The organism is Methylobacterium symbioticum, assembly GCF_902141845.1.
Taxonomy (GTDB): Bacteria; Pseudomonadota; Alphaproteobacteria; order Rhizobiales; family Beijerinckiaceae; genus Methylobacterium; species Methylobacterium symbioticum.
This window is the reverse complement of sequence record NZ_CABFPH010000070.1, coordinates 1-21133: the sequence shown is the minus strand read 5'-3', so window position 1 is coordinate 21133 and position 21133 is coordinate 1. Positions and strand designations below refer to the sequence as shown.

Genomic DNA, 21133 nt, shown 5'->3' with positions numbered 1-21133 from the left:
GCCTGTTTTCGCCGGCCCGATGCCGTAATTTTGTTGGTAAAGCGCGGGATTAAAAATCGTTAAGCCGGCGGACGGGCGACGTTCAACTACATCTGCGCCTCGAACACGGATGCGGTCGCCGCCTCATCCTGGCGGCGAATACGTCAGGCTGTATATCACAGATCCCGCAGATAGGGTGCCGGCTTCTGGCCGAGGATCCGCCAGGTGCCGGCGAGACCCAGCAGCACCGCGAGGGCCACGGCGAGCCCGGCCGCGACGAGGGCGCCCGAGAGGTCGAGCACGAAGTCGAGGCGCATCACCCGGGTGGCGATGGCATAGCCCGCGAGCGTGCCCGCGATCAGGCCGAACAGGGCGGTGACCGCCCCGAGCGCCCCGTATTCCAGGCCATAGGCGGAGAGAAGCCGCGCCCGGCTCGCGCCCAGCACCTTGAGCACCACGGCGTCGTAGAGCCGCGCCCGGTGGCCCGCCGCGACGGCGCCCGCCAGCACCAGCAGGCTCGCCAGGACCGCGACGGCGCTGGCGCCGCGGATCGCGAGCACCAGCTTGGCCACGAGGTCGCCCACCGCGTCGAGGGCGTCCTTCACCCGCACGCTGGTGACCGAGGGGAAGCCGTGCGCGACATCGCGCAGGATGCGGCTCTCCGCCGACGCGTCGGTGCCCCCGGGCAGGCTCAGCGTCGCGAGGTCGGAATGGGGGGCGCCGCGGAAGGTGCCGGGCGAGAACACCATCACGAAGTTGATGCCGAGGTTGCGCCACTCCACCTTGCGCAGATTGGCGATCTTCGCCGTCACAGTGCGCCCGAGCACGTTGACCGTGACCGCGCTGCCGACCTTGAGCCCGAGCTGGCGCGCGAGCTCCGCCTCGAAGGAGACCAGCGACGCCTTGCCCGCCTCGGCGGTCCACCACGCGCCCTCGGTGAGGACCGAGCCGTCCGGCAGGTCGTCCGCGTAGGTGATGCCGCGGTCCCCGTCGAGGACCCAGGCCGCGTCCTCGGGCGGGCGGATCTTCTGGGCCGGCACGCCGTCGAGGGCGACGATGCGCCCGCGCATCATCGGCACCCGCTCGATCTTCGCGTTGGGCGCGGCCTGCGCCAGGAAGTCGTGGAAGCGCGCGGCGTCCGCGGAGGGGATATCGAGGAAGAACAGGTTCGGCGCGCGGGCCGGCAGGCTCGCCGTGAGCGTGCGGCGCACATTGGCGTCGATCAAGCTCAGCGTCACCAGCAGGGTGACGCCGAGGCCGAGCGAGAGGACGATGGTCGGGGTCAGCGCGCCCGGCCGGTGCAGGTTGGCGAGCGCCATCCGCGGCGCGGCCCGGCGCGGATGCGGCAGGCGCCGCGCCAAGGCCATCACCCCGAGCGCCACGAGGCGCAGCAGGCCGAAGGCGATGCCGGCCGCGGCGATGAAGACGAGGGCCACCCGCCGGTCGAAGGCCGTGGCCACGGCGAGCGCGACGAGGGCGAGGAGCGAAGCGGCGAGCAGCAGCCGGTAGCGCGTCCGGGGCTTGCCAGCGGCGGGGTCCACTGCGTCGCGGAACAGCCCCGAGACCGGCACGTCATGGGCGCGGCCCAGCGGCGTGATCGCGAAGGCGAAGGCCGTCAGCAGCCCGTAGGCGGCCGCCAGCAGCAACTCGCCCGGGGCGATGGTCGGGTTCAGCGGGAGGGGCAGCGCGTCGCGGAACAGGGCGTCGACGGCGAAGGGCAGGCCCGCGCCGACCGCGAGGCCGATCGCGGTGCCGAGGCCGGCGATCAGCATCACCTGGACGAGGTAGAGCGCCACCACCTGCGAGCCCGGCGCGCCGACGCTCTTCAGGGTCGCGATGGAGCCGCGCTTGCGCTCGACGAAGGCGTGCACCGCATTCGCCACGCCCACGCCCCCGACGATCAGGGCGGTGAGGCCGACCAGGGTCAGGAACTGGGTAAAGCGCTCGATGCTCTTGGCGAAGCGCGGATCGGCGTTGGAGCGCGCGCGCATCTCCCAGCCCGCCTCCGGCGCAGCCCTGGCGATCCGGGCGGCGACCGCGTCGATCTCGGCGTCGGAGGCCTGGGGCAGCGCGATGCGGTAGCTCCAGCGGTTCAGGCTGCCGGGCTGGACGAGGCCGGTGCCGCGCAAGGCGCTCTCCGAGATCAAGAGGCGTGGCCCGAAGCCGATGCCGCCCGCGATCTTGTCCGGCTCGCTCGCCAGGCTGGCGCGGATCGCGAAGGGATGGCCGGCCAGCGTCACCCGGTCGCCGACCTTGAGGTCGAGGCGGGTGAGCAGGGCCGGGTCGGCCACCGCGCCCGGCACGCCGTCCCGGGGCGCGAGGAGGTCGGCGAGGTGCGCGTGCGGCTCGGTGACGAGGACGCCCGCCAGCGGATAGGTGCCGTCCACGGCCTTCAATTCGACCAGGGCCGCGCCCTCCCCCGCCACCGCCATGGCGCGGAGCGTCGCGACCACGGCGACGCGGCCCTCGCGCTCCAGCACGGCGCGCTCGGTCGGGCTCGCCTCGCGGTTGATCAGGCTGTAGCTGAGATCGCCGCCGAGGATGCGCCGGCCCTCGCGGCCGAGTCCGTCCGAGAGCGAGCGGGAGATCGAGGCGACGCCCGCGATCGCCGCGACGCCGAGCGCGATGCAGGCGAGGAAGACGGTGAAGCCGGACAGGCCGCCGCGCAGTTCGCGCAGGGCGAGGCGCAGCGTCAGCGGCAGGCGGAAGCCGCGCCTGGGGGGCTGGGCGGCGGGAAGGGTGCCGTGCATCAGGCCACGCTCTCCGGTGCCTCGATCCGCCCCGAGCGCAGCCGCACCGTGCGGTCGCAGAGCCGGGCGAGGCCCGCGTCGTGGGTGACGAGGACGAGGGTGGCGCCGCGGTCGCGCTTCAGCGCGAACAGCAGCTCGACGATCTGCCGGCCCGTGGCCTCGTCGAGGTTGCCCGTCGGCTCGTCGGCCACGAGGATCGCCGGATCGGGGGCGATCGCTCGGGCGATGGCGACGCGCTGCTGCTCGCCCCCGGACAGCTGGGCGGGATAGTGGTGCAGGCGGTGGCCGAGGCCGACCGCCTCGAGCTCGGCCTTCGCCCGCGCATGGGCCTGCGGGTGGTCGGCAAGCTCGAGGGGGAGCGCCACGTTCTCCAGCGCCGTCATGGTCGGCACGAGGTGGAAGGCCTGGAAGACGATGCCGATGCGCCGCCCCCGGAACCGGGCGAGGGCGTCCTCGTCGAGGCGGCCGAGATCGGTGCCCTCGATCCGGATCGACCCGGAATCCGGGCGCTCCAGTCCCGCCGTGACCATGAGCAGCGTGGATTTGCCGGAGCCGGAGGGGCCGACGAGGCCGACCGCCTCGCCGCGGGCGACGTCGAGGGAGATGCCGCGCAGCACGTGGACGCGGGCCGCCCCCCGGCCGAGGCTGAGATCGATGTCCCGCAGGCTCACGGCCGGGGCGGCGGTGGCGGTCGGGGTGTTGCCTGGGGGCTTGCCTGGGGTCACGCGGAGGCCGATCTCTTGCGCGATGGGAAATCTGGCAGACGAGGCTCGGGTGTGGCTGCGAGAGAATCTGTGCGCTGCGACACGCGGGCATGCATCGGTGCCTGGCGGATGCCGGGGCGATATGGCGCTTCTCGGGCGGATGCGCCAAGGGATGGGACACGGGGTGGGACGTCGCGGGCCGGCAGGCCGGGATGAGGCCCGAGCCCGCCCGCTGCTGCGCTTCGCCGCGCTCCTCCTCGCCGCCCTCGCCCTGCTGATGCCCCCTCGCCCCTCCGAGGCCGAGCCCGGCCGCACCCTCAAGCTCGTGGCTCTCGGCGACAGCCTCACCGCGGGCTACCGCCTGCCCGGCGATTCCGCCTTCCCGGCGGTGCTGGAGCGGGAGCTCGCCAAGCGCGGCCACAGCGTCAGCATCGCCAATGCCGGGGTCTCGGGCGACACCGCGACCGGTGGGCTCGACCGGGTCGACTGGTCGGTGCCCGATGGAACGGACGGCGTTATCCTGGAACTCGGCGCCAACGACATGCTGCGCGGCACCGACCCGGCCGTGACCCGCAAGGCGCTCGACACGATCATCACCCGGCTGAAGACGCGGGGCATCCCGGTGCTGCTCGCCGGGATGCGGGCCTCGGCCAATCTCGGCCCCGATTACATCGCCCGCTTCGACGCGATCTATCCCGATCTCGCCCGTGAGTACGGCCTAGTCCTCTATCCGTTCTTCCTCGAAGGCGTGGCCGGCGAGCGCGGTCTCAACCTCGACGACGGGCTACACCCCAACCCCAAGGGCGTGGACAGGATCGTCGCCGGCATCCTGCCCGCGGTCGAGAGCTTCCTCGGCCGGCTGGCGAAGCCGGCGCACTGAGCCCCCCGACCCGAGGAGGCCGCCATGCCGCGCCTGTTCACCGGCCTCGCCATCCCGCCCGAGATCGGTGCGCGGCTCGCGCGCTTCCGCGGCGGGCTACCCGGCGCACGCTGGGTCGAGGAGAGCGACTACCACGTCACCCTGCGCTTTCTCGGCGACATCGACGCGGACGTCGCCGAGGACGTTCTGGAGGCGCTCTCCGCGATGCGCCCGCGGGCTCCGATCCCCGTGACTCTCGACGGGCTCGGCGCCTTCGGCGGCGACCGGCCGCGCGCGCTGTTCGCTTCGGTCGTGCAGGAGCCTGAGCTGATGGATCTGCAGGCCGAGCAAGAGCGTCTCGTGCGCCGGGCCGGAGTGGCGCCCGAGACGCGCCGCTTCACGCCGCACGTGACGCTCGCCCGTCTCAGGCGCGAGGCGAGCCCGGAGGGCGTAGCGATGTATGTGGCCCAAAGCGGCCTGTTCGAGCCGCTGCGCTTCGCGGTGCGGGCTGTGACGGTGTTCTCAGCGCGGGACTCGACGGGGGGCGGTCCCTACGTCGCCGAGGCCGAGTTCCCGTTCGCCTGAAACCCGCTCACAGCCGCCGGAGCGCCACGCTCTCGATCCGGTGGCTCGCGCCCTTGGCCAGGATCAGGCTGGCGCGCTGGCGCGTCGGCAGGATGTTCTCGCGCAGGTTCGGCAGGTTGATCGTGGTCCAGAGCCCGTCGGCGATGGCGAGCGCCTCGGCCTCGGGCACCTCGGCGTATTTGCGGAAGAAGCTGCGCGGATCGCGGAAGGCCGTCTCGCGCAGCTTCATGAAGCGCATGACGTACCAGCGGTGCAAGTCGTCCTCGTGCCCGTCGAGATAGATCGAGAAGTCGAAGAAGTCAGAGACGAAGGGGATCGCCGTGCCGTCACGCGGCAGCCGTGCCGGCTGGAGCACGTTGAGGCCCTCGACGATCAGGATGTCGGGGCTCTCCACCACGCGCTCCTCGCCCGGCACCCGGTCGTAGACGAGGTGCGAGTAGAGCGGCGCGGTCACGCGCGGGTGGCCGGCCTTCACGTCGTGGAGGAAGCGCAGCAGGGCCGCCGTGTCGTAGCTCTCGGGAAAGCCCTTGCGCTCCATGATGCCGCCGGCGGCGAGCTCCGCGTTCGGCAGCAGGAAGCCGTCGGTGGTGACGAGATCGACCTTCGGGGTGTTCGGCCAGCGCGCCAGCAGCGAGGCCAGGATGCGCGCTGTGGTCGACTTGCCGACCGCCACCGAGCCCGCGAGCCCGATGATGTAGGGGACCTTGCGCTCGCGCTCGGCGATGAGGAAGCGCTGCGTCGCCTTGAACAGCCCCTGCGTCGCGGCGACGTAGAGGGAGAGGAGGCGCGACAGCGGCAGATAGATCGCCACCACCTCCTCGATCGAGATCGGGTCGTTGATCGATTGCAGCCGGGTGAGATCGTCGGCCGAGAGCGTCAGCGGCGTGTCGGCGCGCAGGCTCGCCCATTCCTCCCGGGTGAAGCGGCGATAGGGAGAGAGCGTCGCCGGCCCCTCCCCGGTCACGGGGTCCTGGCCGGACGCGCCGAGGGGCGCCGGCGCGAAGCTCATGTGTGGCGCCTCGCGGCCTTCTCGGCCAGCCCGCTCTGAGCGGTCCGCCGCTCCAGTTCCGCCATCACCGCGTCGAGGGAGACGCCGCCCGCCTGCAGCAGCACCACGAGGTGGTAGAGCACGTCCGCGGCCTCCGCCGTCAGGCCCGCCCGGTCGCCCTGCACGGCGGCGATGGCCGCCTCGACCGCCTCCTCGCCGAGCTTCTTGGCGGCCTTGGCCGGCCCGCCGGCCAGGAGCTTGGCCGTGTAGGATTGGTCCGGCGAGGTTCCAGCCCGGCTCGCCACCAGCCGGGCCAGGTCGTTCAGCGTGTACTCGGTCATGCAACACCGTGCATCAGGGGGCCCGCAACGGCGCCGCGATCGGCGGGAAATTGCGTCAAGGCCCGGCGGCGAGCAAGCCGGGCCGCTGACAGATGGCACAGGCCATCAGGTTATGCACGGATCCTGCCGGGAATAAGTGTTCGTCGCAAAACTCCCGCTGCGCCGTCGTGGCCAGAGGGAGGACAGCCGGTGAGCGGGAGCGGCTCTCGGTCGTTGTTGTCACGCGCTCTCTGTCGCCGAACCGGCATCCCCGTCGGCGGAGAGCGCTCTAGGCATCCAGCCGCATGGACAGGCCGGCGGCGGCCATGTGCGCCTTGGCCTCCGCCACGCTGTGTTGCCCGAAATGGAAGATCGAGGCGGCGAGCACCGCGCTCGCGCCGCCCTGGGCCACGCCGGCTACGAGGTCGTCGAGCCCGCCGACGCCGCCCGAGGCGATCACCGGCACCGTGACGGCGTCGGCGATGGCCCGGGTCAGGGCGAGGTCGTAGCCGGATCGGGTGCCGTCCTTGTCCATGGAGGTGACAAGGAGCTCGCCCGCGCCCTTGGCGGCGACGGTGCGGGCGAAGGCGATCGCGTCGAGCCCGGTCGGATTGCGGCCGCCATGGGTGAAGATCTCCCAGCGCGCCGGCTCGGCCGCGCCCGAGACGCGCTTGGCGTCGATCGCCACCACGATACACTGGGCCCCGAACTTCTCCGCGGCCCGCGCGACGAGGTCGGGGTCCTTCACGGCGGCGGTGTTGATCGCGACCTTGTCGGCGCCCGCGAGCAGGAGGGCGCGCACGTCCTCGACCGCCCGCACGCCGCCGCCCACGGTGAGGGGCATGAAGCAGGCCTCGGCCGTGCGGCTCACCACGTCGAGCAGGGTGCCCCGGGCCTCGTGGCTCGCGGTGATGTCGAGGAAGCAGAGCTCGTCGGCGCCGGCTGCGTCGTAGGCCTTGGCCGCCTCGACGGGGTCGCCCGCGTCGCGCAGTTCGAGGAATTGCACGCCCTTGACGACGCGGCCGTCCTTGACGTCGAGGCAGGGGATGATGCGGGTCTTGAGCACGGGGGACTCGTCGATCTTCCAGGCGGTCGAGCCTATCACGCCCCGGCGCCGCGCGCCTCGGCGATGGCCTTCAGCGCCGCGCGCGGGTCGATGCGGCCGTCGTAGAGGGCGCGGCCGGTGATGGCGCCGGCGATCAGCGCGCAATCGGGCTGGAGCAGGCGGTGGACATCTTCGATGGAGGCCAGCCCGCCGGAGGCGATGACCGGGATCTCAACGGCTTGCGCCAGAGCCAGCGTCATCTCGACGTTGAGGCCCTTGAGGATGCCGTCCCGGGCGATGTCGGTGTAGATGATCGCGGCGACCCCGGCATCCTCGAAGCGGCGGCCGAGCTCCTCGGCGGTCATGCTGGAGGTCTGGGCCCAGCCCTCCACCGCCACGCGCCCGTCCTTGGCGTCGATGCCGACCGCGATCCGGCCGGGATGGCGGCGGGCGGCCTCCCGCACGAAGGCGGGGTCGCGCACGGCGGCCGTGCCGATGATGACCCGGGCGATCCCCTTGGCGAGCCAGGCCTCGAGCGTCTTCATGTCCCGGATGCCGCCGCCGAGCTGCACCGGAACCGTGACGCGGGCGAGGATGGCGTCGACCGCCGCGGCGTTGCGCGGCGCGCCGGCGAAGGCGCCGTCGAGGTCGACCACGTGCAGCCAGGAGAAGCCCTGGTCCTCGAAGGTCACCGCCTGCGCCGCCGGATCGTCGTTGAACACCTTGGCCTGGGCCATGTCCCCCTGCACGAGGCGGACGCAGCGTCCCTCCTTCAGATCGATGGCCGGATAGAGGATCACAGGGGAACTCGTCTTTGCGCCGGCGGCCCCTCAGGGGCGCCAGCGGAGGAAGTTGGCGAGGAGCGCCAGACCGAGGCGCTGGCTCTTCTCGGGGTGGAACTGCGTGCCCGCGAGGTTGTCGCGGCCGACCATGGCGGTGACCGGGCCGCCGTAATCGGCATGGGCCACCACCTCGCCCGGCCGGTCGGCCTTCAGCGCGTAGCTGTGCACGAAATAGGCGTGGAGGCCCCCCTCGCCCGTGGAGATGCCGGCGAGGAGCGCGTGGTCGCGGTCCGGCGTGAGCGTGTTCCAGCCCATATGCGGGATCTTGAGGGCCGGGTCGGCGGGGCGGATCGGGCCGACATCGCCGGGGATCCAGCCGAGGCCGGGGGTGGTCTCGTATTCGAGGCCACGGGTCGCCATGAGCTGCATGCCGACGCAGATGCCGAGGAAGGGCCGGCCCGCCTGGATCGCGGCGCGGGTCATCGCCTCGACCATGCCGGGCACGGCGTCGAGGCCGCGGCGGCAATCGGCATAGGCGCCGACGCCCGGCAGCACCACCCGGTCGGCCGACGCCACAGCCTCCGGATCGCCGGTGACCAGGATGCGCGTGTCGAGCCCCGCCTCGCGGGCGGCCCGCTCGAAGGCCTTGGCCGCGGAGTGGAGATTGCCCGAGCCGTAATCGATGATCGCGACGGTCTCGCTCAATGTTCGTCCGCTCACCGGCCGCCCCCTTCCGCCGGGAACAGGCCGATCACCGGCTCGCGGTCCCGGGCGAAGGCCGGGCGCTGGGGCGCGGGCGGCAGGCTGCGCGGATCGAGCCAGCGCGCGATCAGCTTGGCCTCGGCCTCGGCGAGGCTGCCCGCCTGCACCGCGTCGCGGGCGGGCCGGCCGTGGCGGGCCAGCGTCCAGCGGCGCAGGGAGGAGGCCTCGAGCCCGATCAGCACGGAGGCGAGCAGGCTGATCGCGAAGGCGGCGCCCGGCGCGAGGCCGAGGGCGTAGCCGGCGAGCGCCACCAGGACGAGGCCGGCCGCCACGATCAGCGCGGCGAGCCAGAGACGGTGGAAGGCGAACCACGCCACCGAGAAGGCGAAGGCGGGCCAGGAGAAGCCGTCCGCCACCACCTGGGCGCGGTCGAGCCCGTGCGCCTCGCCGGGAATCGCCTCCGGGCCCGGGTGAAGCGTGTAGCTGCGCGTGCGCATGTCCGGCTCCCTACAGCGTCCCCTTGGTCGAGGGCACGCGGCCCTCCTCGCGGGGATCGACCGTCACCGCCTTGCGCAAGGCGCGCGCCAGGCCCTTGAACAGACTCTCGGCGATGTGGTGCGCGTTGTCGCCGTAGAAGGTCTCCACGTGCAGGGTGATCCCGGCATTCATGGCGAAGGCCTGGAACCACTCGCGCACCAGCTCGGTGTCGAACTGGCCGATCTTCTCCACCCGGAAGGCCGTGCGGAAGACGAGGAAGGGGCGGCCGGAGATGTCGACGCAGACGCGCGAGAGCGTCTCGTCCATGGGCAGGTGCGCGTCGGCATAGCGCGCGATGCCGCGCTTGTCGCCGAGCGCCTTGGCGAAGGCCTGGCCCAGCGCGATGCCGCAATCCTCGGCCGAGTGGTGCTGGTCGACATGGAGGTCGCCCTCGACCTTGATCTCCAGGTCGAACAGGCCGTGCCGGGCGAACAGCTCCAGCATGTGGTCGAGGAAGCCGATCCCGGTGGCGATCCGGGCCTGGCCGGTGCCGTCGAGGCCGATCGAGACGGCGACGTCGGTCTCGGCCGTCTTCCGGCTGATGCTGGCGCTGCGCATGCGTTCGCTTTTCGAGTGCCGCGGGGGGCCGGCGCGGGGCCGGTCCGGAATCCCGCCTTCTAGTGTGATTTCCCCTGCGCTGGAAAGGCGTTCCGGCGCCGGATCGGCCGGCTCAGCCCCGCAGTACGCGCCCGGCCACCGCGTCGAGCCGGGCGATCAGCTCCGGGTCGCGCTGGGCGGCGGCCGTCATGATGGCGCCGTCGAGGGCCCGGTGCGAGCCCGCCGGGCATTCCTCGCGCTCGGCGGGGAAGTCGCGGGCGAGGCGCGCGACGAGGCGGGCCGCCTTGTCGGCATTGGCGCGGGCCACCGCCACCACCGCCGCCACGTCGACGGCGTCGTGGGCCGGGTGCCAGCAATCGTAGTCGGTCACCATCGCGATCGTCGCGTAGGTGATCTCGGCCTCGCGGGCGAGCTTGGCCTCGGGCATGTTGGTCATGCCGATCACCTCGAAGCCCTGCGCCCGGTAGGCCTTCGATTCGCTCAGCGAGGAGAATTGCGGCCCCTCCATGCAGACATAGGTGCCGCCGCGATGCACCGCGATCTGCTCGGCCTCCGCCGCGGCCACGATGCGCTTCTGGAGATTGGGCCCCACCGGATGGGCCATCGAGACGTGGGCGACGCAGCCATTGCCGAAGAACGAGGACGGGCGGCCATGCGTGCGGTCGACGAACTGGTCCACCAGCACGAACAGGCCCGGATAGAGTTCGTCCTTGAACGAGCCGCAGGCCGAGAGCGAGACGAGGTCGGTGACCCCGGCGCGCTTCATCGCGTCGATATTGGCCCGGTAGTTGATGCCCGACGGCGCGAAGCGGTGGCCGCGGCCGTGCCGGGCGAGGAACACGACCTTGGTGTCGCCGATGCGCCCGATGCGCAGGGCGTCCGAGGGCTCGCCCCAGGGGGAGGACACGGCCTCCTCGCGCAGATCCTCGAGCCCCGGCAGGTCGTAGACCCCGGAGCCGCCCATCACGCCGAGAACCGCTGCGGTCATGTCGCCGTCCTGTCGCTCGTGCCCGAAAGCGAAACGGGCCCCTCGCGGGGCCCGTAGCACATCTCTCGCCGGAGGCGGGAGCCGCCTCAGTAGGTCTTGTGCAGCTCCGGCTGGAGGCCGTGCACCTCGCCGCCGACATCCGCCCAGATCTTCTTCTTCACGTAGTAGAGCAGGCCCGAGAGCACGATCAGGAACAGGATCACGCGCAGGCCGAGCGCCTTGCGGGCCATCATGTGCGGCTCGGCCGCCCAGGCCATGAAGGCGGCGACGTCCTTGGCGTACTGGTCCACCGTCTCCGGCACGACCGACTCGCCCTTGTCGTTCTTCGGATAGGTCACCTGCCCGTCGCTGATCGGCTTGGGCATCGCGATCAGGTGGCCGGGGAAGTACTGGTTGTAGTGGGTGCCGTCCGGAACCTCGGTGCCCTTCGGCGGATCCTCGTAGCCGACGAGCAGCGCGTGGATGTAGTCGACGCCCTGCTCCGAGTAGCCGGTGAAGGGCAGCGCGTCGAAGACGAACCAGGGGAAGCCGCGCTCGAAGGTGCGGGCCTTGGCGAGCACCGAGAAGTCCGGCGGCGCCTTGCCGCCATTGGCGGCGGCCGCGGCCTGGTCGTTCGGGAAGGGGGCCGGGAAGCGGTCGGCCGGCCGGCCGGGCCGCTCGAACATCTCGCCCGAATCGTTCGGCCCGTCCTTCACCTGGTAGGTCGCGGCGAGCGCCTTGACCTGGGCCGCCGAGTAGCCGGGACCGCCCTCTTCCGCGAGATTGCGGAAGGAGACGAGGCGCATCGAGTGGCAGGCGGAGCAGACCTCCTTGTAGACCTGGAAGCCGCGCTGGAGCTGCGCCTGGTCGAAGCGGCCGAATACGCCGGCATAGCTCCACGACTGGCGTGGCGGCTGGCTGCCATGGCCGTCCTCGGCCGCGGCCGGGGACAGGCTGGCGGGGGACAGGCCGATCAGGGCAGCCGTCAGGGCGGCGGCGATGAGGCTGGTGGCGCGCATCTGTCTCTCGTCCCTCAGCCCTTCGTGGTCGGTGCGGCGGCGGCGCCCGCGGGCATCCCCGCCCCGCTCACCTGCTTGCCCGGCCCGGTGACGCTCTCCAGGATCGAGCCCGGCAGCTTCGTCGGGGTCTCGAACAGGCCGCAGAGCGGCATCACGATCAGGAAGTGGGCGAAGTAGTAGGCCGTGCAGATCTGCGCGGCGATGACGTAGCCGCCCTCCGGCGGCTTGGCGCCGAGCCAGCCGAGCAGGAAGCACACGCCCACGAACACCCAGAAGAACTGCCGGTAGATCGGCCGGTAGTTCGACGAGCGCACGCGCGAGGTGTCGAGCCAGGGGGCGAGCGCCAGGATGATCACCGCCGAGAACATCAGGATGACGCCGCCGAGCTTCGAGGGCACCGCGCGCAGGATCGCGTAGAACGGCAGGAAGTACCATTCGGGCACGATATGGGCCGGGGTCACGGCGGGGTTGGCCGGGATGTAGTTGTCGGCGTGGCCGAGGTAGTTCGGCTGGTAGAAGATGAACCACGCGAACAGGATCATGAACACCACGGTGGCGAACACGTCCTTGACCGTCGCGTAGGGGGTGAAGGGCACGGCGTCCTTCGACGACTTGATCGGGATGCCGGCCGGGTTGTTCTGGCCCGTGACGTGCAGCGCCCAGACGTGGAGCACCACGACGCCGGCGATCATCCAGGGCAGCAGGAAGTGCAGCGAGAAGAAGCGGTTCACGGTCGGGTTGCCCACCGAGTAGCCGCCCCAGAGCAGGCTCTGGATGGTGTCGCCGACCACCGGGATCGCCGCCAGGATGTTGGTGATGACCGTGGCGCCCCAGAAGCTCATCTGGCCCCACGGCAGGGTGTAGCCGAGGAAGGCGGTGGCCATCATCAGGAGGTAGATGACGACGCCGAGGATGTAGAGCACCTCGCGCGGGGCCTTATAGGACCCGTAGTAGAGGTTGCGGAAGATGTGCACGTAGACGGCGACGAAGAACATCGACGCGCCGTTGGCGTGGGCGTAGCGCAGCAGCCAGCCGTAATTCACGTCGCGCATGATGTGCTCGACGGAATCGAAGGCCTCGGTGGCCGAGGGCTGGTAGTGCATCGCCAGCCAGACGCCGGTGATGATCTGGATCCCGAGGAAGGCGATCAGGATCGCGCCGAAGGTCCAGAAGTAGTTGAGGTTGCGCGGGACCGGGAAGGCCACGAAGGACGAGTGGACCAGGCCGACGAGGGGCAGCCGCGACTCGAACCACTTCGCGATGCCGCTCTTCGGGACGTAGGTATTGCCGTGTGCGCTCATGGGGCTCTCCGGGGGCTCCCGCCTCTTCTCGTTCAGGCCGCGGCCTTGCCGCCCTCTTCGCCGATCCGCAGCTTGGTGTCGGACTGGAAGGCGTAGGGCGGGATCGGCAGGTTGATCGGGGCGGGGCCGCGGCGCACGCGGCCGACGGCGTCGAACTGCGAGCCGTGGCAGGGGCAGGCCCAGCCCTCGTAGTTGCCCTGGTGGCCGATCGGCACGCAGCCGAGATGGGTGCAGTTGCCGTAGACCACGAGCCACTGGTCGTGCCCGCTCTTCACGCGGCTGTCGAAGGTGGCCTTGTCGGCGAGGTCCGCCAACGGCACGGCCTTCATGTCGGTGATCTCCTTGCCGGTCAGCTTGCGCACGAAGATCAGCTTGCCGCGCCAGAACACGTTGATGATCTGGCCGTCGCTGATCGGCGAGAGATCGACCTCGATCGGCGCGCCGGCCGCGATGGTGGCGGCGTCCGGCGCCATCGAGGAGACGAAGGGCCAGGCCACCGCACCGGCGCCGACCGCGAGGCCCGCACCGGTTGCGAGGAACAGGAAATCTCGGCGGGTGCCCTCCTGCGGGGCGGCGCCGGCGGGCGCGGCGGCAGTCGTGTTCGCCAAGGTCTCGAACCTCCAGAGCGTGCAAGCCGAAAGCGGGGCGCGCGAGCCCCCGCAGGTGCGCGGGCCGGCGGCTTCGAGCCGGACCAGAGCACTATCGTTCTAAACTGTGCAATGCGACCGGCCGTCGCCCGAAGTCAAGCCGACCGCGCGCCCGCTCCCGCGTTGCGGCGAAGAGGGCGCGCGAGATGTCTCAGGGGCGGGATCAGGGTGTCGAAATGGACACAGTCGGACGTTCGGGCCGCCGGGCCGGCGGGCCCGCCACGAGCCGGCGCCAGCGCGCGACCAGGAGGGCCGCCACCACGAACAGGCCGGCGCAGAAGCCGGCCCAGATGCCCGCCCCCTCGAAGCCGAGGCCCCAGGCGAGGCCTGCGCCCACCGGTACGCCGAGGCCCCAGTAGCCGCCGACCGCGATCAGCATCGGCACCTTGGTGTCCTGCAGGCCGCGCAGCATGCCGAGCGTCACCGACTGAATCCCGTCGGCCACCGCGAAGAGCGCGGCGAAGCCGATGAAGGCCACCGCCACCGGCAGCACGCCGGCATTGGCCGGGTCGCGCGCATCGAGGAACAGGCCGATCAGCGGCTCCGGCACGGAGAGCTGGGTCAGGGCGCACAGGCTCATGAAGCCTAAGGCCAGCCCCAGCGCCACGGCGCCGGCCCGCCGCACGGCGGCGGCGTCGCGCCGCCCGAAGGCGAGGCCGACCCGCACGGTCGCGGCCTGGGCGACGCCGTTCGGCACCATGAAGCAGAAGGCCGCGATCTGGATCGCCACCGCGTGCGCGGCGAGCTGGCTCGCGCCGAACAGGCCCATGGCGAGGGCGGCCGCCTCGAACAGCCCGGCCTCGGCCAGCCCGGTGGCCACCATCGGCAGGCCGAGGCGGACCACCCTTCCGAGCCGGGCGGGATCGAAGCGCCAGAGGCCGTGGAACAGCCGGTGGCGCCGGAGCCCGGGATCGCGCAGCACCACGAGGCCGAGCAGGACGAGGCTGAACAGGGAGGAGGCCAGGGTCGCGCAGCCGATCCCGACCATGCCGAGCCCGGCCTCGAAGGCCAGCCAGAGGCCGAGCGCCACGTTGAGCGGCAGCGCCGCGAGGCTGGCGGCGAGCGCCCAGGCGGGCCGCTCCAGGGCGGCCAGTGTGCCGCGCAGCGCCATGAACAGCAGGGCCGGCCACATCGCCCATTGCAGGACGCGCATGTAGCGGCCGGCGGCCTCGGCCAGCGCCGGCGGCTCGCCGAGCGCGGCCAGCAGCGGCCCGGTGAACCAGAGCAGCAGCATGACCGGCGCGCAGACGAGCGTCGCCGCCCAGAGGCCGGCGCGCAGGGTGCGGCGCGCGGCATCCCTGTCGCCGGGGTCGCGCCCCAGCGCCTCGGCGATCAGCGGCGCCACGGCGCTGGTCAGGCCGATGCCGCCGATGAACAGGATGAAGTAGAGCCCGTGCGCGAGCGTCGCCGCGGCGAGCGGCTCGGCGCCGAGGCGGCCGAGCATCACCACGTCGGCCATGATCAGGCCGTGCTGGGCGAGGTTGATCAGGACGAGGGGCCCGGAGAGCGCGAGGGTGGCGCGCAGCTCCACGAGCCAGGGACGGCGGAACGGGGCCCTGTCCCGCGCGGGCGAGGCCGCGAGGTCGAGTGCCGGCATGATGTCTCTCGGATCTGAAAACGGGGATCGGCCGCGGCCGGGCCGCGGCGGAGGAGGTTTCTCTATCCGCGCAACGCGTCGGAAACGTGTCGGCCGCGCTCGGGCGGCCCGTCGTCGGCCGCCCGGTCGGCGAGGAAGCCGCCGGACTGGCGCGCCCAGAGCCGCGCGTAGAGCCCGCCGCGCGCGACGAGCGCGGCATGGCTGCCCTCCTCCACGATCCGGCCCCGGTCGATCACGATGAGCCGGTCGAGGGCGGCGATGGTCGAGAGGCGGTGGGCGATGGCGAGCACGGTCTTGCCGCGCATCAGCGTGTCGAGGGCGTCCTGGATCGCGGCCTCGACCTCGCTGTCCAGCGCCGAGGTCGCCTCGTCGAGGATCAGGATCGGCGCATCCTTCAGGATGACGCGGGCGATGGCGATGCGCTGGCGCTGGCCGCCGGAGAGCTTCACCCCGCGCTCGCCCACCTGCGCGTCGTAGCCGCGCCGCCCCTTGTGGTCGACGAGGTCGGCGATGAAGCCGTCCGCATGGGCGAGGCGCGCCGCGCGCGCGATCTCGGCCTCGGTGGCGCCGGGGCGGCCATAGGCGATGTTGTCGCGGATCGAGCGGTGCAGGAGCGAGGTGTCCTGGCTGACCATGGCGATGGCGCCGCGCAGGGATTCCTGCGTCGCCCCGGCAATATCCTGCCCATCGACCAGGATGCGCCCGCTCTCGACGTCGTGGAGGCGCAGGAGCAGCGAGGCGATGGTGCTCTTGCCGGCGCCCGAGACGCCGACGAGGCCGACCTTCTCGCCCGGACGGATGTCGAGCGAGAGGTCCTCGATGATGGTGGCGTCGCCCCGCCCGTAATGGAACCCGACCCCCTCGAAGCGGATCGCGCCGCCCGCGACCGCCAGCGGACGCGCCTCCGGCGCGTCGACGAGGCCGTGCGGCCGGCTGATCGTCTGCATGCTCTCCTGGATCACGCCGACATTCTCGAAGACGCCGCGCACGGTCTGCATCACCCAGCCCGACATGGCGATGAGGCGCAGCACGAGCGCGAGGCCGGCCGAGGCCTCGCCGGTGCTCATGCCGCCGCGCTGCCAGAGCAGCAGCGAGGCGGCGCCCGTCGCGACGAGCAGCGCGCTGTTGAGGAGGCCGAGCAGGGTCGTCGTCAGCGTCACCAGCCGGAACTGGTGGAGATAGGCCTTGGTGTGCACGTCGATCGCGTCGCGCACGGCGGCGCGCTCCTCGCGGTCTCGGGCGAAGAGCTTGACCGTGAGGATGTTGGTGTAGCTGTCCACCACCCGCCCGATCAGGGTCGAGCGGGTGTCGGCGGTGCGGTGCGAGCGCGCGCGGGCGCGCGGCACGAACCAGGCCGTGAGCACGGCGTAGGCCAGAACCCAGACCAGCACGGGCAGGGTGAGCCAGAGCGAGATCGAGCCGAACAGGCCGATCGCGGTGACCGCGTAGATCGCCACGTAGAGCAGGGTGTCGATGAAGACGACGGCGAGCTCCCGCACCGCCGGCCCGACCTGCACGACGCGGTTGGCGAGCCGCCCCGCGAAATCGGCCTGGAAGTAGGAGAGCGAGTGGCCGAGCGTGTAGAGATGCGCGCGCCAGCGGATCTGGTTGGTCGATTGCGGCACCACGAGCTGGTTCGACAGCAGCTCGTGCAGCCAGATCGCGATGGGCCGCACCACCGCGACGAGGACGAGCGCCAGGGCGATGCCCGGCGCGTGGTCCTGCAGGACGGTGGCCCGGTCGGCGCTCGCGAGCAGGTCCACGAACCAGCGCATCACGAGGTAGAGCGAGGCCTCGACCGTGCCCGCGATCACTGCGATCACGAACAGGGCCGCCAGGGCCCAGCGGATCGGGTGGAGGTAGAAGCGCGCGAAGCCGAGCACCGATCTGGGCGGCATGCGCCCCTCCTCGAAGGGCGCGAACGGGTCGATGCGGCGCTCGAGCCAGTCGAGGAACATCAGGTCACTGGGGCTCGCAGGGGCTCGCGGAAGGGTTCTCGGAGCGGGTCTCCTTAGGTAAGGACGCTTGACCCCGAGCCAAGCGGGGAGCGATGCCGCAGCGCGCAAACCTGCCTTGCAGATCCATGCTCCGTCTCGCCCTCTACCAGCCCGACATCCCCCAGAACACCGGCACCCTGCTGCGCATGGCGGCTTGCCTCGGCCTCGCCGTCGAGATCGTCGAGCCGGCGGGCTTCGACGTCTCGGACCGGCATCTCCGGCGCTCGGGCCTCGACTATCTCGACCACGTGACCGTGACCCGCCACCGCTCCTGGGACGCCTTCGAGGCGTGGCGGCGCGGGGCCGGCATCCGCCTCGTCCTGGCCACCACCGCGGCGGCGGTGCCCTATACGCGCTTCGCGTTCCGGGATGGCGACTGCCTGCTGATGGGCCGGGAATCGGCCGGCGTCCCCGAGGCGGTCCACGCGGCGGCCGATGCCCGCGTCGTGGTGCCGATCCGGCCGGGCCTGCGCTCCCTCAACATCGCGGTCGCCGCCGCGCTGGTGGCGGGCGAGGCGCTGCGGCAGGTGGGCGGCTTTCCCGGCGCACATCCCGACTGAGCCGGCCGGGCCCAACCGGGACGCGCGGTTCACGCCATGGCGACCGCCAGGGTCCCGTCCTCCAGTGTGACGAACCGGATCCCGGCGGCGCTGAGCGCGGCGAGGGCCCGGTGGCGCGACCGGTCGCCCTGCCCCGACACGCCCTCCTCCAGCCGCCGCACCGTGGAGAGCGAGAGGCCGCTGGCCTCCGCCAGCTGCGTCATCGACCAGTCCAGCAGGGCGCGTGCGGCCCGCAGATGCCGGCCCTGGACCGCCTGCTCCAGGCCCTGCCGGAGGAGGCCGCCCGGGATCAGGACCGGGCTGCGCGCCGGATAGATGAGGCCGGTCCGCTCGATCACCCTGCCGGCCGCGTCGAGGACCGGGACTTCCAGCGTCGCGCGCAGCTCCCGGCTGCCCCCGGCCATGCGGAACATCCGCTGCGAGCGCCCGGTGGTGCCCTCCCGCCTGCAGCGGGTGGAGTGCTCGCGGGCGGCCTCCCGGTGCTCGGCCGCCACGATGCTATACGGGTCGTCCAGGAACTCCGCCAGTGCCGGCTCGAACAGGCCGGAATACTGCTCGGCGAGTTCCGTGGGATGCCCCGTCCGGAACCAGTAGAGCGAGACGTTGGCTGCGCGCGCGAGGGCGAGCCGGCGCTTCCGCTCGAGGGCCCGCGCCCGGCTCAGGCGTTCGCGGTCGGTCACGTCGATCACGATGCCCGAGGCCGACCGGGGCCGTCCGTCCGCCGCGCGATGGATCTCCAGATGGACCGACAGCGTGCGGGTGACGCCGTCGGGCGACACGATGCGGAAGATCTGCTCGGGCCGCGACGCGCCCTGCCGCACCGCGGCGGCACTGCTTATCCGCGGCCGGTCCTCAGGGTGCGCGCAGGCGAGGAAGCGGCCGTAGCTCGGCCGGACGCGGTGCGATTCGAGGCCGAGCAGGCGGAAGAGGCCGGCCGACCAGCTGTGCTCGCCGGTTCCGAAGGTCCAGGTCCAGGTCCCGATCAGCCCGAGCTCCTCGACGCGGCTGAGGAGATGGTCTGGGACCACAGGGGTTTCGCTCACGCACATGGGGACAGGGCAACCGAACCGGCGCTCGGCCGGCAGTTCATGCATCGCTGCGTCGAATTGTCCAGCCTCGCTCCGGCATGCCGGCACCCCCGTGGGCGCGGGCCGTCAGTGCCGCTCCTCGTCCTCCTTGCGCCGCCGCTCGGCCTCGTAGCCCGCCGCGATGCCGAGATCGATGGCGCGGCGGGCCAGCCGGATCCCGAGCCAGAGCAGGATCAGGCAGATCAGGACGATGAGGCTGGCCTTGAGCGGGTTCATGAAGAGCGCCTATCTCATATCGCGCCGCTTTTGCAGGGCTTGCGTCCCGGCGCGAGCGGCGGCGCGTGCCCGAGCGGCGCGCAGCCTTCATGTCCCTCCCGACCCGGCGGATCCGTTTGAGCGCGCGCGAGACCTTCCACATCGAGATCCTGGGGCAGGACCCCGATCCGGCCCTCTCCCGCGTCTCGGTGCGGGTCGAGGATCTCGCCGCCGCGGAGGAGCGGGCGCTCCGCCTGTTCGCCCGGGCGCGGGCGCCCCAGCGCGGCGGCGAGCCGGCGGAGGCCGTGCGGGTGATGGACGGAGCGGGCCGCGAGGTCTTCTTCCGCAGCCGCTTCGACGAGGGGGCGTGACCGGAGGGCGCGGTGCGGGCCGGCTCCGCCATTGACTTCGCATCTGCGGGACCGCATATCGGCACTGCAGCGTCAGCGGCCGACGGAGCCGCGTGAGGGGGCTGCGTGACGGATCCGAGAAGCCGGGCTCATCGAGCCGGCGCGGACGATCCGGCCCCCCTCTTCGTTCGTGCATGCACCCGGGCCGCCCCATCACGCGGGCAGCCTCCTGCCTCCGGGACATTCGATGCCGCGCCGCCCCAGGGGCGAGCCCGCCGGTCCCGCTGCTCCGAGAAGACGTAAAGACTTGACCCAATTCACCGATTTCGGCCTCGCCCAGCCCGTTCTGCGGGCCCTCGCGGAGGCCGGCTACACCGCGCCGACGCCGATCCAGGCGCAGGCGATCCCCCCCGCCATGCAGGGCCGCGACCTCTGCGGCATCGCCCAGACCGGCACCGGCAAGACCGCGGCCTTCGCGCTGCCGATCCTGCACCGCCTCTCGCTCTCGGACCGCCGCGCCCCGCGCCGCGGCTGCCGGGTGCTGGTGCTCTCGCCGACGCGCGAGCTCGCCAACCAGATCGCCGAATCCTTCTCCGATTACGGCCGGCATCTGCCCTACACCAACACCGTGGTGTTCGGCGGCGTCACCATCGGCCGCCAGGAGCGGGCGCTCGCGCCGGGCGTCGACATCCTCGTCGCCACCCCGGGCCGGCTGATCGACCTCGTCGACCGCCGCGCGCTCACCCTCGAGGGCGTCGAGATCCTCGTCCTCGACGAGGCCGACCAGATGCTCGACCTCGGCTTCATCCACGCCCTGAAGCGCATCGTGCGGATGCTGCCGCAGAAGCGGCAGAGCCTGTTCTTCTCGGCCACCATGCCGAAGAACATCGCGGGCCTCGCCGAGCAGTACCTCAGCGACCCGGTCCAGGTCGCGGTGACCCCGGTCGCCACCACCGCCGAGCGCGTCGAGCAGCAGGTGATCTTCGCCCATACCGGCGCCAAGCAGGCGCTGCTCGCTCACATCCTGCGCGACCCGGCGATCGACCGCGTCCTCGTCTTCACCCGCACCAAGCACGGCGCGGACCGGGTGGTGCGCGGCCTCGACAAGGTCGGCATCGCCGGCGCCGCGATCCACGGCAACAAGAGCCAGCCGCAGCGCGAGCGGGCGCTCGCCGCCTTCCGCGACGGCTCCTGCCGCGTCCTGGTGGCGACCGACATCGCCGCCCGCGGCATCGACGTCGAAGGCGTCTCCCACGTCGTCAACTTCGATCTGCCGAACGTGCCGGAATCCTACGTCCACCGCATCGGCCGCACGGCGCGCGCCGGGGCGGACGGGCTCGCCATCTCCTTCTGCAACGACGAGGAGAAGGCGTATCTGCGCGACATCGAGCGGCTGACCCGCCAGAAGGTGCCGGTGGCGGGCTTCCCCGAGGGCTTCTCGCCCCCGACCCGCCAGGAGGCGGCCGAGATCGCCGCGAACGAGGAGCGCCGCCCCGAGCGCGGTCCCCGTCCGGGCGCCCGCCCCGCGCCCCGCAACGGCCAGCGCCAGGATCGCCCGGCCGGCGGCCGTCCCTTCGCCGGCCGTCCGGCCGAGGCGGGCCGG

The 21133-nt window shown here is 72.2% G+C and carries 22 protein-coding genes; 5 read left to right on the top strand and 17 right to left on the bottom strand.

Annotated elements, in window-relative coordinates:
• Window positions 1-155: 155 nt before the first annotated feature.
• Both MET9862_RS20150 and MET9862_RS20145 read right to left on the bottom strand, forming a co-directional pair.
• The gene (locus tag MET9862_RS20150) at window positions 156-2729 is read right to left on the bottom strand and encodes an ABC transporter permease (RefSeq protein WP_142584659.1); all 2574 of its coding nucleotides are present in this window, start codon (window positions 2727-2729) and stop codon (window positions 156-158) included.
• Complete coding sequence (locus MET9862_RS20145; protein ID WP_142584658.1) at window positions 2729-3454, bottom strand: ABC transporter ATP-binding protein; 726 nt, start codon at window positions 3452-3454, stop codon at window positions 2729-2731. Before MET9862_RS20145 ends, MET9862_RS20150 begins: the two co-directional genes overlap by 1 nt.
• Before the next feature lie 151 nt (window positions 3455-3605).
• Here MET9862_RS20145 and MET9862_RS20140 point away from each other — a divergent pair, with 151 nt between their 5' ends.
• Both MET9862_RS20140 and thpR read left to right on the top strand, forming a co-directional pair.
• Window positions 3606-4313 carry an arylesterase gene (locus MET9862_RS20140; RefSeq protein ID WP_244612812.1) on the top strand — a complete coding sequence of 236 codons (708 nt, stop codon included), beginning with the start codon at window positions 3606-3608 and terminating at the stop codon, window positions 4311-4313.
• 24 nt (window positions 4314-4337) lie between these two features.
• Entirely contained in the window at window positions 4338-4877 is a 540-nt protein-coding gene (gene thpR / locus MET9862_RS20135; protein WP_142584657.1) for an RNA 2',3'-cyclic phosphodiesterase, read from the top strand.
• A 7-nt stretch (window positions 4878-4884) separates the two neighbouring features.
• On the opposite strand, the gene coaA is transcribed toward thpR, so the two are convergent.
• The 13 genes from coaA to MET9862_RS20070 form a co-directional block, all read right to left on the bottom strand.
• Window positions 4885-5886, bottom strand: a complete 1002-nt coding sequence (coaA, locus tag MET9862_RS20130) for a type I pantothenate kinase (RefSeq protein WP_142584656.1) — start codon at window positions 5884-5886, stop codon at window positions 4885-4887.
• Complete coding sequence (locus MET9862_RS20125) at window positions 5883-6206, bottom strand: phosphoribosyl-ATP diphosphatase (RefSeq protein ID WP_142584655.1); 324 nt, start codon at window positions 6204-6206, stop codon at window positions 5883-5885. Before MET9862_RS20125 ends, coaA begins: the two co-directional genes overlap by 4 nt.
• A 268-nt stretch (window positions 6207-6474) precedes the next feature.
• Window positions 6475-7251, bottom strand: coding sequence for an imidazole glycerol phosphate synthase subunit HisF (gene hisF / locus MET9862_RS20120; RefSeq protein ID WP_142584664.1), 777 nt, complete (start codon window positions 7249-7251; stop codon window positions 6475-6477).
• 35 nt (window positions 7252-7286) lie between these two features.
• Window positions 7287-8030: a 1-(5-phosphoribosyl)-5-[(5-phosphoribosylamino)methylideneamino]imidazole-4-carboxamide isomerase gene (gene hisA, locus MET9862_RS20115; RefSeq protein WP_142584654.1), complete on the bottom strand. Its 744-nt coding sequence runs from the start codon at window positions 8028-8030 to the stop codon at window positions 7287-7289.
• A gap of 30 nt (window positions 8031-8060) precedes the next feature.
• Window positions 8061-8717: an imidazole glycerol phosphate synthase subunit HisH gene (hisH, locus tag MET9862_RS20110; protein ID WP_142584653.1), complete on the bottom strand. Its 657-nt coding sequence runs from the start codon at window positions 8715-8717 to the stop codon at window positions 8061-8063.
• 11 nt (window positions 8718-8728) lie between these two features.
• A complete protein-coding gene (locus MET9862_RS20105) occupies window positions 8729-9211 on the bottom strand; it encodes a DUF2628 domain-containing protein (RefSeq protein ID WP_142584652.1) in 483 nt (160 codons plus the stop codon).
• A gap of 10 nt (window positions 9212-9221) precedes the next feature.
• Window positions 9222-9809 carry an imidazoleglycerol-phosphate dehydratase HisB gene (gene hisB, locus MET9862_RS20100; protein ID WP_142584651.1) on the bottom strand — a complete coding sequence of 196 codons (588 nt, stop codon included), beginning with the start codon at window positions 9807-9809 and terminating at the stop codon, window positions 9222-9224.
• Window positions 9810-9921: 112 nt separating this feature from the next.
• Window positions 9922-10797 carry an S-methyl-5'-thioadenosine phosphorylase gene (locus MET9862_RS20095; RefSeq protein ID WP_142584650.1) on the bottom strand — a complete coding sequence of 292 codons (876 nt, stop codon included), beginning with the start codon at window positions 10795-10797 and terminating at the stop codon, window positions 9922-9924.
• A gap of 86 nt (window positions 10798-10883) precedes the next feature.
• Window positions 10884-11795, bottom strand: a complete 912-nt coding sequence (locus tag MET9862_RS20090) for a cytochrome c1 (RefSeq protein ID WP_142584649.1) — start codon at window positions 11793-11795, stop codon at window positions 10884-10886.
• A gap of 14 nt (window positions 11796-11809) precedes the next feature.
• Window positions 11810-13096, bottom strand: coding sequence for a cytochrome b (locus MET9862_RS20085; RefSeq protein ID WP_142584648.1), 1287 nt, complete (start codon window positions 13094-13096; stop codon window positions 11810-11812).
• A 32-nt stretch (window positions 13097-13128) separates the two neighbouring features.
• Complete coding sequence (gene petA, locus MET9862_RS20080) at window positions 13129-13704, bottom strand: ubiquinol-cytochrome c reductase iron-sulfur subunit (RefSeq protein ID WP_142584647.1); 576 nt, start codon at window positions 13702-13704, stop codon at window positions 13129-13131.
• Window positions 13705-13906: 202 nt separating this feature from the next.
• On the bottom strand, window positions 13907-15340 hold the full coding sequence (locus MET9862_RS20075; RefSeq protein ID WP_142584646.1) for an MATE family efflux transporter: 1434 nt from the start codon (window positions 15338-15340) through the stop codon (window positions 13907-13909).
• Window positions 15341-15402: 62 nt separating this feature from the next.
• On the bottom strand, window positions 15403-17298 hold the full coding sequence (locus MET9862_RS20070; protein ID WP_142584645.1) for an ABC transporter ATP-binding protein: 1896 nt from the start codon (window positions 17296-17298) through the stop codon (window positions 15403-15405).
• Between the two features lie 125 nt (window positions 17299-17423).
• On the opposite strand from MET9862_RS20070, the gene MET9862_RS20065 reads away from it, so the two are divergent.
• Window positions 17424-17897, top strand: a complete 474-nt coding sequence (locus MET9862_RS20065) for a tRNA (cytidine(34)-2'-O)-methyltransferase (RefSeq protein ID WP_142584644.1) — start codon at window positions 17424-17426, stop codon at window positions 17895-17897.
• A 29-nt stretch (window positions 17898-17926) separates the two neighbouring features.
• On the opposite strand, the gene MET9862_RS20060 is transcribed toward MET9862_RS20065, so the two are convergent.
• Together MET9862_RS20060 and MET9862_RS29530 are read right to left on the bottom strand one after the other, a co-directional pair.
• On the bottom strand, window positions 17927-18925 hold the full coding sequence (locus MET9862_RS20060; protein ID WP_185156945.1) for a helix-turn-helix domain-containing protein: 999 nt from the start codon (window positions 18923-18925) through the stop codon (window positions 17927-17929).
• A gap of 126 nt (window positions 18926-19051) precedes the next feature.
• Window positions 19052-19201, bottom strand: coding sequence for a hypothetical protein (locus MET9862_RS29530; protein WP_185156944.1), 150 nt, complete (start codon window positions 19199-19201; stop codon window positions 19052-19054).
• Window positions 19202-19290: 89 nt separating this feature from the next.
• Here MET9862_RS29530 and MET9862_RS20055 point away from each other — a divergent pair, with 89 nt between their 5' ends.
• Window positions 19291-19551 carry a hypothetical protein gene (locus MET9862_RS20055; RefSeq protein WP_142584642.1) on the top strand — a complete coding sequence of 87 codons (261 nt, stop codon included), beginning with the start codon at window positions 19291-19293 and terminating at the stop codon, window positions 19549-19551.
• 286 nt (window positions 19552-19837) lie between these two features.
• On the top strand, window positions 19838-21133 hold a 1296-nt coding region (locus tag MET9862_RS20050; protein WP_142584641.1), incomplete at its 3' end, for a DEAD/DEAH box helicase.